The sequence below is a fragment of the Planomicrobium okeanokoites genome, assembly GCF_003428875.1.
GTDB lineage: Bacteria > Bacillota > Bacilli > Bacillales_A > Planococcaceae > Planococcus > Planococcus okeanokoites.
In genome coordinates, this window is record NZ_QQRS01000020.1 from 1 (window position 1) to 10197 (window position 10197).

Annotated in this window: 12 protein-coding genes and 1 pseudogene; 5 read left to right on the plus strand and 8 right to left on the minus strand. The window is 39.6% G+C overall.

Translation table 11 applies throughout. The annotated features are described in order from the left end of the window. The 3 genes and pseudogenes from D2910_RS16495 to D2910_RS16505 all read right to left on the minus strand — a co-directional run. Positions 1-632 (minus strand): annotated as a pseudogene (locus D2910_RS16495) (TrsD); the annotation flags it as partial. 15 nt (positions 633-647) lie between these two features. After that, positions 648-872 (minus strand): hypothetical protein, encoded by a 225-nt coding sequence (locus tag D2910_RS16500; protein ID WP_117314278.1) that lies wholly within the window; start codon positions 870-872, stop codon positions 648-650. 222 nt (positions 873-1094) lie between these two features. Continuing rightward, positions 1095-2057 (minus strand): replication initiator protein A, encoded by a 963-nt coding sequence (locus D2910_RS16505; RefSeq protein WP_117314268.1) that lies wholly within the window; start codon positions 2055-2057, stop codon positions 1095-1097. Positions 2058-2348: 291 nt separating this feature from the next. On the opposite strand from D2910_RS16505, the gene D2910_RS16510 reads away from it, so the two are divergent. Then, positions 2349-2654 (plus strand): helix-turn-helix domain-containing protein, encoded by a 306-nt coding sequence (locus D2910_RS16510; protein WP_117314269.1) that lies wholly within the window; start codon positions 2349-2351, stop codon positions 2652-2654. Between the two features lie 140 nt (positions 2655-2794). Here D2910_RS16510 and D2910_RS16515 read toward each other — a convergent pair whose 3' ends face one another. From D2910_RS16515 to D2910_RS16525, 3 genes are all read right to left on the minus strand, one after another. After that, the gene (locus D2910_RS16515; protein ID WP_117314270.1) at positions 2795-4306 is read right to left on the minus strand and encodes a primase C-terminal domain-containing protein; all 1512 of its coding nucleotides are present in this window, start codon (positions 4304-4306) and stop codon (positions 2795-2797) included. A 581-nt stretch (positions 4307-4887) separates the two neighbouring features. Further along, positions 4888-5250 carry a DUF5388 domain-containing protein gene (locus D2910_RS16520; protein ID WP_117314271.1) on the minus strand — a complete coding sequence of 121 codons (363 nt, stop codon included), beginning with the start codon at positions 5248-5250 and terminating at the stop codon, positions 4888-4890. Further along, positions 5243-6097: a ParA family protein gene (locus D2910_RS16525; protein ID WP_117314272.1), complete on the minus strand. Its 855-nt coding sequence runs from the start codon at positions 6095-6097 to the stop codon at positions 5243-5245. Before D2910_RS16525 ends, D2910_RS16520 begins: the two co-directional genes overlap by 8 nt. A 349-nt stretch (positions 6098-6446) precedes the next feature. Between D2910_RS16525 and D2910_RS16530 the strand changes: the two genes are divergently transcribed. From D2910_RS16530 to D2910_RS16540, 4 genes are all read left to right on the plus strand, one after another. Further along, positions 6447-6797 (plus strand): short-chain dehydrogenase, encoded by a 351-nt coding sequence (locus tag D2910_RS16530; RefSeq protein ID WP_117314273.1) that lies wholly within the window; start codon positions 6447-6449, stop codon positions 6795-6797. Positions 6798-6937: 140 nt separating this feature from the next. Next, positions 6938-7114, plus strand: coding sequence for a hypothetical protein (locus D2910_RS16985; RefSeq protein WP_165850208.1), 177 nt, complete (start codon positions 6938-6940; stop codon positions 7112-7114). Positions 7115-7488: 374 nt separating this feature from the next. Then, positions 7489-8616, plus strand: a complete 1128-nt coding sequence (locus D2910_RS16535; protein ID WP_117314274.1) for a C39 family peptidase — start codon at positions 7489-7491, stop codon at positions 8614-8616. Positions 8617-8694: 78 nt separating this feature from the next. Next, a complete protein-coding gene (locus D2910_RS16540; protein ID WP_117314275.1) occupies positions 8695-9231 on the plus strand; it encodes a hypothetical protein in 537 nt (178 codons plus the stop codon). A gap of 208 nt (positions 9232-9439) precedes the next feature. On the opposite strand, the gene D2910_RS16545 is transcribed toward D2910_RS16540, so the two are convergent. Both D2910_RS16545 and D2910_RS16550 read right to left on the minus strand, forming a co-directional pair. Next, positions 9440-9703, minus strand: a complete 264-nt coding sequence (locus D2910_RS16545; RefSeq protein ID WP_117314276.1) for a hypothetical protein — start codon at positions 9701-9703, stop codon at positions 9440-9442. Further along, a complete protein-coding gene (locus D2910_RS16550) occupies positions 9687-9920 on the minus strand; it encodes a hypothetical protein (RefSeq protein ID WP_117314277.1) in 234 nt (77 codons plus the stop codon). Before D2910_RS16550 ends, D2910_RS16545 begins: the two co-directional genes overlap by 17 nt. Positions 9921-10197: the final 277 nt, after the last annotated feature.

The window sequence follows — 10197 nt, forward strand, 5'->3', positions numbered from 1 at the left end:
ACCTCTTCGTTAAACCACATGAGGTAATTCGTCAGGTTGATGGGCTGCGCGACCTGCATGAGCTGGATCTGCTTCTCGCCCGTATCATTGATGAACGATTGATAGGCCGACAGGACATTCTCTTTGGCCAGTTCGTTCATGAGCGACAGATTGACGGAGGAGATTTCCAGCACCTTGATCAGTTTCCGGTCGGATGATTCCAGACAGCCGTTCGCAATGTTGGCCAGTCCGAGTTCGGTCCGGGTGTCGCCTTGTTTCCGGCTCATCGGCAAAGCCCCTTTCGCGTAATGAAAACTCTTTTTCCGGTGTTTCGCCTGCAGCTTCCAGATGACCTTGTACTGCAAGAGCGATAAATTCTTCCGGATCGGATGCTTGTTCAGCTGAAACACCGTGACAATCATCGCCGGCACGAATGTCACCAACAGGATCTGCTGGTTCAAGTGTCCGGCCCTAAACAGCAAATAGGAAAGAGTTGCGCCGAGCAACAGGAACGGCAGCACAATGAAGACATCCTGAAACGAGATATTGCCGTATAAATACTTTTTCGTATCGATATTGAGGGGAAGTTCCACCTTCCCACGTTCACGCAAGCGCTCCTGGCGCTCCATGTAAGAATCCGAACGCATCGCCATCACACACTTTCTGTCTTACAGATTCGTCTGAATGTAATCGATGACCGGTCTGGCCAACAGGAACAACACCACGCCGAGTACACACAGCTTGATACCGTTCTTGAATTTGGGTGACGATTGTTCATCCCCTGCCCATACACCAATCGCACAGATCAACAGGCCAATCATAAAAACGGTAATGAAAGTCCCTTGCATATCGGTAAATAATGTATTGAGAAAAGCACCAATGCGATCAAACACGCTTCCACCCCCTTTTGGAATCATTTGACTCCACCTTACTATTTTTGCCTTATTTCTGGCAAGTAAAAACCAACATTTTCCTCTGGTTCTTTTTTCCTTTTTTACAAACACCTGATAAACATAATAAAGACGGTATATTACTTAACTCCCACTGCATTTATCTTGATTTCAAATAGTTGGAACTCAATATTTTTTAATCTATATCATAATAAAAAGCGGAAGTCATTGTGACTTCCGCTTTTGCAGACGTTCGAGTAATCGTTGTTTTTCGGCTTCCAGGTCGTTGACGACTGTGCCGGATTTCTGTTGTTCTTGTTGCTGCTGCTGTTGTTCGGCTTGGCGCTGTTCTTTCAACCACTCCGGGATGATTTCTTGTCGCACCGGTTCTGGTTCACGAGCGTTTTGCTGATTCAGCCATTTCCGCTTGTCTTCCACCGCTTTCGTCAGCCGGGCCGTAATACTGATGATGCGCCCCGGTGTCCGTTCCAGTGAATACTGCAAGGCATCTGCATACTGATAATCCGTCAAAATTCCTTTGTGGGCTTTGTAGTGGTTCAGGATATCTGCCACTTTGATCTCGTCATCCATCAATCGCTTTTGATTCTTTTCAAGCACTTCCACCAGCACACTCGGCAGATCCGGCTCATTTCGGGATGGATGGATACTCTTTTCAGTTTCACTAGAATCAGTATCGCTAAGTTCAGTATCATTAGTGTTAAAATTCTTAACTTCTTGAGGTAAAGAATTTTGACTTCTTGAAGTAAAAGATTTTAACTTCTGTTGGGCCCCAAGGGTTTCAGCCTCTTCTTCTGGCTGTTTCAACTCTTCCACATCTGAAAAATCAGCGATTGGTTTCAGCAAATACAGCCGGTTCGACTGGGAAAGCCCCATCCGTTTCTCCTCCAGCAATTCCGCTTTGTGCAGTTCCTTTTTGATCTTGATGACGGTGGGCTTGCTGCAATTCAAAATATCGCCGAGCTCCTGATTCCCGTAAAGAAAATAGATGTTTCCATCTGTATCAAACCACCGGTTCCGGATCGATAATTCAAGCCGATCTTGCAGGATGGCGAACGCAATCTTCGCATCATTGCTCATGTTTTTGTATTGTTCGTTCGTAAAGAACACTTTCGGTAACCTGTAAAATCGCTCGGCTGCCTCTTCCTGTACATTGTATTTTCTGCTCATGATAAAACGCCCCTTCCAAGAATTCTCTGATCGAACGGAAGAGAAATTCCAAAGGCGCGTTCCATAAAAGCCGATTTCCTCAGCTTCTATTCAAAAAGACCTGGATTATGCTATAATCAGGATAAGAACGATTCCTTTGAAATTTCTCTACGCGGAAACTCTGTTATTGACGGTCGCCAAACTACCAATAACAGGGTTTGTAGAGATTTTTTAATATATATCTTAATTTATTGGAATCAGTATAACACGAAACAATCAAAACAGACACGGCTATCTGAAAGGATTCGAGCTATGACCTCCCATTATGAACCCAATATTTACGAAAAAATCGGTGGAGCCTTGAAATCCATACGCCTTGAAAAGAAAATGACCTTAAAAGACATCGAAGCCATCAGTGATCTTTCCGGCCCCACGATTTCGACAGTGGAACGCGGAAAGCAAAACGTTTCCATCGGCTGGATCGTCCATTACTGCAATGCGCTTCAAATCAATCCGACGGATGTCTTTCTGCGTGCTTTCAAAGACGACTTCCAGACCCAGCAGCTCAACAAAATGTATGAACGCTTCGGTCCTTACAATACCGATGAAACTGAATAACACCTTACCAAGTATCTTTTCATTGAAAAGGTGCTTTTTTTATTTCCCTAAACAAAAGAAAAGATGATGGATAGATACACAACCGATAACCAAGAGAAAAACGAACCCCGTATACAGATATGTATTGGCAGACTGGACAATTAACTGGAATTGAAATTTTTACCATTTATAGTTGCAGCATCAGGGACTCCCACATGGCGTGCTACTTGGTAGTCCAGTTCTCGCAGAACCAGGTGATTCGCTGGTTCTGTTGCGAAGAGTCGGATTGCTTCGATGTACACCGTGCGGTGTTGCTGCTGGTGACTGAGGGCACACTGAAGAAGCACCGCAATGGAAGTTAATCCTGTCTGCGCTGTCCGGCCTTTCCCTTTTCGTTTAACCAAGATGTGCTTGGATTTCCGGATAACCTCATTGAACGTGCTGCGGGGGATCCCGATCTCTTCACACAATGCTGTCTGCGTAGACCATTTGATGGGCTGATCGATGCTCGCGGATTTTCTGATATAAGCGAGCACATCTTCTTCCCATTCGCTGTAATGACTGCGGACGCGGTCTTCCCGGTCTTTCTTGTGCTTGTACCAGCCGCCCACCGGATTGTGGATGGCGATTTCCTTGCCGGTGCCCCATGCTTCCAACAGCTGCTGGATATATTCCTGATGCGCGCCCTTGAACCGGCCTTTATAGGCGCTCTTGACGATTTTTCGCACTTCGCTGTGCCGTATAGGCGAAGCCAGGGACGAGTTGTATTCATCCAGAAGATCGAGCGTTTCCTCCTGCCCTTTTCCGGCGCTGTAGCAAGCCAAGGCGAGGGTGAACATCAGGTTGTCCCGGCCGATCTGCCCTTCGCCCCCTTTTACGTGACGCGTGGCCAACAGTTCCTGGAACCATTCGGTCTGTGTGGGATCCATCACTTCTTTTTTTGAAGGCAGCACAAAAAGCCCTCGGCCTTGATCATCATCCTGGCGTTTGGACCAAGCGATCAAGCTGCCGAAGTCATAGACCATTTCTTCAGAGAACCAGCGCACGTTGTCTTCGTTAGGAATCCGGAAAAAACCGAAGTCATTACAGGAGATATCGACTCCCTGCAAAACTCCGGCGAGGCTACGTTTGATATTCTCTGAGATGCGTTTGGCCACTTTCAGTCCGCGGAAGTCGTTCTGATTGCTGATGAAGAGAGGTTTTTCGAGCACAAAATAGGCTTGAAAGCCTTTCGGCGTCTCCAAGACCAGTGTCGGGATACCGATGCTGTGGTCCAGTGCAGCCGTCAGGATTTCCGTATACGGCTGTTTTTTTGTATCGATATCGACCACAAAGGTATTGATCTGCTGCAGGTTGCTTTCTTCATGTCCCTTGACGAACCGCCTGGTTTTATCCGAATACCTCAAGTAGTTCAGTACATTAGGATTCCAGTGAGAAAGTTCAAGACAATCCTCCAAGAGGGTTTCCTTTGAGGTAATCACATACCCTTTGACACCGAACGGTGTCGCTAAATCTTCCTTGGAACGGGTCACACAAATAGCGCCTTTTTTATGCCTAGATGCTCTCTTTTGATTCTCCACAAGTCTTGGCAAGGTGGCAGAGGTCCCAATCTTTTTATATGTATTCAAACCTTCATGTAGTATTGTATCAACGATTTTATAAATATCTTTCATGGTCCCCTGCCTCCTCTCTAATCCTCAACTAAAAAGCGATTGCTTCGTTAGTTCCAAATTATAGAAGAGCGAAAACCCTTATACAATAGGGTTTTCAAGGGTTTTTTAATGTTGTAGATTTATCTACAAATCTACAAATCTACTTGTATATTAATCTACTAATCTACTTGTATATGCGTCTACAAATCTACAAATCTATTTGTAGACCTATCTACTTGTAGATTATTTTTAGTTTTAACAATTTTATTATCTACAAATCTACTTGTAGATTTGTAGATTTGTAGATAGTAAAAATTCGACGTGTTCCTATTCCAATCAAGTTTATAAACAAATTTAGAAATTGAAATCTACAAATCTACTTGTAGATTAATCTACAAATCTACAAAAAATATTTTAGATGGTTTTTCAATCTACAAATCTACTTGTAGACCTATCTACAAATCTACTTTTTGAATTTTGAAAAATAAAATAAATCTACAAATCTACAAATAGACTAGTCTACAAATCTACAAATCTACTTGTAGACGATATTTTCATTTCTTTCGTAAATAAAAAAAGAGAGAGAAAAGATGTTTTTCTCTCTACTTGTTATTCAATCTACTTTTATAAAGATCCAGTATTATCTCCAATTGTTTTTTTTCATCCTTGGAGAGAATGTTCGTGACATATTCATCAATCAATACATCGGTGAGCTGGTCAACGGTATCAGCGATTCCCATCGTAACTAAGGCATTGAGTTTGTTTTTCATTGCCACACTTACCCGGACAGTCGTCGTTTTTTCTGCAACGGCTGGTTTAGCTGGAGAGAATTTTTTCTCTACAACTTCTTCTTTCTCTTGTTTTACCGGTTGTTGTGGGAGGTCATTCACCGAAAAAGTTGTTTTCGGTGTAACCGTTGGGCTTCTTTCAATCTTTTTCGGTTTTTTTCTAAGTAAATCAGACATCTATATTCGCCTCCCGTGGAATAGGGAAATCAGCAGGATCTGTGACTGCTTTTAATCTTTCCAAAAATTCATTGGCTACGTCCGTGTAATTCGAAATCACATTACGGTCATGCATGTCGTCTTCGGTAATGCCGGTCATGTCAAATCGCTTTAATCGCTCCATGTTCTTTACGATACCTTTAAACAAATTATGTTCACCGAACATTTCTCTGGCATTTTCTAAGGTTAAGGTATCCACCGCTGCCTGATTTTTTAACAAGACTGGCAATATACCTAAAATATCTAAATCAGCATCATAGTCGTCAATCAAGGTTTGAAGATATTTTGTAAATGCTTCCGCACCCTGCAAACTCCGTTCTTGGGTCTGTAAAACAACAACCACATATTGAGATGCGTATAACGCCGAATCCGTAATGATTGAGAAGGTAGGGGGAACATCGATAAAAATAAAGTCAAATTCTTTTTTCAACGGTTCCATCAAAGAAGAAAAGAATTGAACGCGATCCACTTCTGATGGAAACTTCTTCTCCAAAAATTTTGGGTACAAAGCAAAATCACTGAAACTAGGGAGTAAATATAAATTTTCTTTGATTGGAGTAACAATTGTACTTAAATCTTCACTTTGGATAGCAGACATCAACGTCTTTTCAAAGCTCGTAATTTCATCCTCTAGATGGGTTTTTGTTCTTAAGTACAGACTCGTTGCATTTGCTTGGGGATCCTGGTCACTCAATAACACTTTATAACCCATATTAGCCAAACAATAAGCAATCATCGTGCTATTTGTGGTTTTTCCGGTACCGCCTTTAAAATTACCAAACGTTACTACTGTGCAAGATTCACTCATTCTTTTCCCTCCTTATTTTAAAACTGGTAACTAATGTTATAACAACTTGTAGATTTGTAGACAATAAAATAAAACTGATAATTTAAATCTAACATTCTTAAACTATAGATACAATGCAATATAGAGAATTTGTTTATATTTTCTCAAGTCGTCTACATGTAGATTAGTCTACATGTAGACGACTTTCTATTTTAACTTCATTGAATGCCAATTCGTGTATTAAGTACGTTAAAATTACGTTTAAGAAGGCGCGGACTAATACTTTCTTTATATAAAAGGATGCTTTTAATTCATGCTATATGAATATTTATTATCTTAAGCTTTTACATAAATGTGAAAGGGGATTATTATGCCTTCAGTGCACGATTTTGGAATAATCGATAATGTTAATAATCCAATAGATTTTGATGATGAATATAATCCGGAGAAATATAATTGCATTGCAGTTGAAGATGACCTTGTCAGTATTTTAGACGAAAGGCTATCTGGCATGAAAACCTATTTTCATTCATTGAATCGTCCAGAGATGGGACTAGCTTACTTTGGAGTTACAATCATTCCACCTGATTCGTTGTTATTTTTTTATGAGGCAGTCACGTCATTAGAGCATTTAAAAAACTCAGATGAACTTAATAAATTGGTTTTAAAAATTCAAGAGGCAATAAAAGATAAGAAGTATATGATACATTACGGGATTTGAAATCTCTCATTCACTTTAAACGGTTATCTCGTACCATATGAAAGATTTTCAATGCATTTTTCGAGTTTGACTTTTTATATAGCCAATAAATTTTAAAGTTTTTTTGTATGTATGAATTACAAGTGGATGGAGGCTAAGAAATGCCATACCTTATTCGATCAACAAATGGTGTAGTTCTAAGTGATGAAGACCAGGAAACTGTTTTTCACACGAAAGAGGAAGCACAAAACCAACTTGATTTTTTAACGCTGCACACGACAGAAGAGTGGAACTTGATTCCGCTTGCTGAACACAATCATCCAAACCAAAAGGGCTGAGAAGCATTTCTCAGCCCTTTTTCATATTCTCTTTTACAAATTCCAAGAAAGTTAGAAAGATTTCTGCTGCTTTACAATTTACTTATAGATTTGTAAAAGAAATTTTTTACAACTTTAAAATTAAGTTTGAAAAGAAATGAAATGAGTTACAGTAATACTTCAACACAGGCTTCCTTAGTGGCTCATTGAATATATTATAGTGTCGCTTTTTGTTCTATTCCTTCTTTAGAAGTGAATGTTCGGTTGCTTCACTTATAATTGAAGTTAACTAGTTGGAAAAAATTATAATTTTACGGAAAAAAATGGTTTTAAATAAAACAGTAACAATATATAATTAAATTGAAAGAATTTTCTAAAATATAAGGAGGGAAACAATGAAGAAAAATTTACAGCTCGTGTTATGTCTTATGTTTTTGTTGTTGTTCTTAATCCTCGGTATAGGTACAGTATCAGCAAGTGAACGCGAAGGAAAAACAATGGATGTTAAAACTACTCAAGAAACGGTGAAAAATTTTGTAGAAAATAAACAAAACGTCTGGGGCCTTGAAATAGCAGATATAGATATAAAATATATAAGTGAATTAAGAGGCCTGGACGAAGAAATTAACTCTTATTACTTTCATGTTAAGAGTGAAGGGAATCTTGAAGGATATGTCTTAGCTTCAGCGAATACAAAGTTTGATCCTATTTTTGAATATGGAACTTTCGACACTAATGTGGATGACTATATCGGTGAGAAAATCCAAGGAAACAATAAAGTCGCGTACTACTTAGGCGCAGGAGAAATAGAGGTCAGCACGAATGGAAATGAACTAAAAAAGAAATTAAAAGCTAAAAAGGATGGATTAGTAGAGTTATTAAACAACGAGGGTGAATATGAAGAGGCCGCCAGAGTAGCGGATATTCCAATCGGCTTGGAAAGCAATCAAGAAGTAATTCCAGAATCAGAAATGACTGATGGATTTAATGCTTTAGCTGCAGGTCCTAAAACTTTACAAGTTTATCGTGTATACCAACGTGAGCCAGGAGTGAATCATCCAAACTCAGCTTGTGGACCAGCTGCGGGAGCGTCCATATCGAATTATTATAATGATTATCGCTATTTCAATGTGAGAGATTCTACTTACTATGGAGGCGCAGCTAATTTTATTGATCATCTATACTATGACATGAATTCAGCAACTTGGGGAACGAATGCATATGCATTTGCAAATGGACTTAAACTTCATTTAAATCATTCCATGACAGGTTGGTACTCTGTTAGCTCGACTACTCCAACTTTCTCACAAATGATGACTGCCATAAATGCAAATTACCCTGTCGCTATGGTTAGTCCTTATTTAGCTGATGATACTTATCACTGGAGAGTAATAAAAGGATACGATAACCTCGACGGTTCTTATATTGCATATGTAGATCCTGATGGAAGTTATTCTGGTACAAGGTGGTCAAGCTGGAGTACTTGGGCAAGTAAAATCGATACTGTTTATTTACGCAGATAAATTAGCAACAAGTACTTTGAAGCTTTGAAATGTTATGATATTTTTATTCAAGTATCCTTTATGATAGGGGCAAGAAAAATGAATAAATTATTATTTTTCTTTTATGTACTTGCTGTTCTCGTTACCATATTAGTCTTCTATGTAATGAATTACTTTACAGCACCCATTACACCCAGTGAAGGTGGCGGCGGTGGTGGAAATCCCCCCATCATCATTCTAGTTTTTACACTCCCATTTATTATGTTTTTTGTATATGGCACTATCGAATTGTTCATGAGATTTACATTAAAAAGGCTAAGTAAAAAGGTCACAATAATTTCCATCATACTTAGTTTGCTATTAGCCGGAGCAATCGTAGTTCTTACTATCATAAAAGCAGACGCCCTTCGCAATAGAATTGTTGATGTAAAAGAAAACTTTAATGATCCATCTGTTTTCCCTTTATTGAATACATTTTCTAATGATATATTTTTCAACCCTCTTACTTTTTTGATGGTTTTGCTTTTATGTTATGTTTTTGGAGCAATTTGGGGAATAAATAGAAAAAAAAAGAACCCCAAAAGCAAAGAACAGAAATTAGTTCGACAAATTAATTTCGTTAATAAACCCCAATAATCATCAGAGGAAATTGAAATATACTATGTCTTATCTGATCTGGTAACGGTTTAAATCTGAGTGATGAAGAACAGGAAACGGCTTTTCCACACGAAAGAGGAAGCGCAAGACCAACTTGATTTTTTAACGTTGCACACGACAGAAGAGTGGAAGCTGATTCCGCTTGCTGAACACCATCATTCAAACCAAAAGGGCTGAGAACCATTTCTCAGCCCTTTTTCATATTCCCTTTTACAAATGCAGAGAACGTCTGGAAGATTTTTTCCCGTTCGGCTACTGACAGTTGTTCCAGTCCAAAATATTTTTCTGCCAGCGCACCTGTCTCGATTAGTCGCTTAGTCCGCGCTTTTCGCTGTTCCCAGCTGGCTTTCCGTTTGGCTTCATTTTGAAGTCGGTTCTTCTTTCTTTTCAGTTCGGTAATTCGCTGTTTCAGTTCCCTCATCTGGTCCAGATGATCATGGCTGCTGCTCATGGTGATCCCACGTTTTATTCCCATCTTCTTTTCGGTTTACTTGAACCGCGAGCTTTTGGATCCATTCAAAGGCTTCCTGTTCCGATTCCACCTTCCAGGCTTTCAACACTTCCTGACCGATGTTTTTGTGCATTTGCTGTTCAATCATTTTTTGCTTCTCTTTCAGTTTCGCGATTTGCTCTTCAATGCTGGTGATCTTTTCAATATTGTTTGCCATGGTCTTCACTCCTTTATTATCTTATATTTAAATATATTAACATATATCTTAATAAATTCTAGAGAAAAGGGAAATTTTGTGCTACAATAAATCCGAACCCAAAGGGAGAGTGCCCAGTTATACACCACTTCGTGGTGACTGGGGAAAGCGCCTCCGGCCTTTCTTTGTCGCCTTCGGATGTTTTAAGATTAAAGAGCCTGTAAAAAAGAGGTGAGAGAACGTGAGCTACTTCCGTCTGCAAGCCAACATCATCAGCAAAAAATCCCAGTCAGCCGTG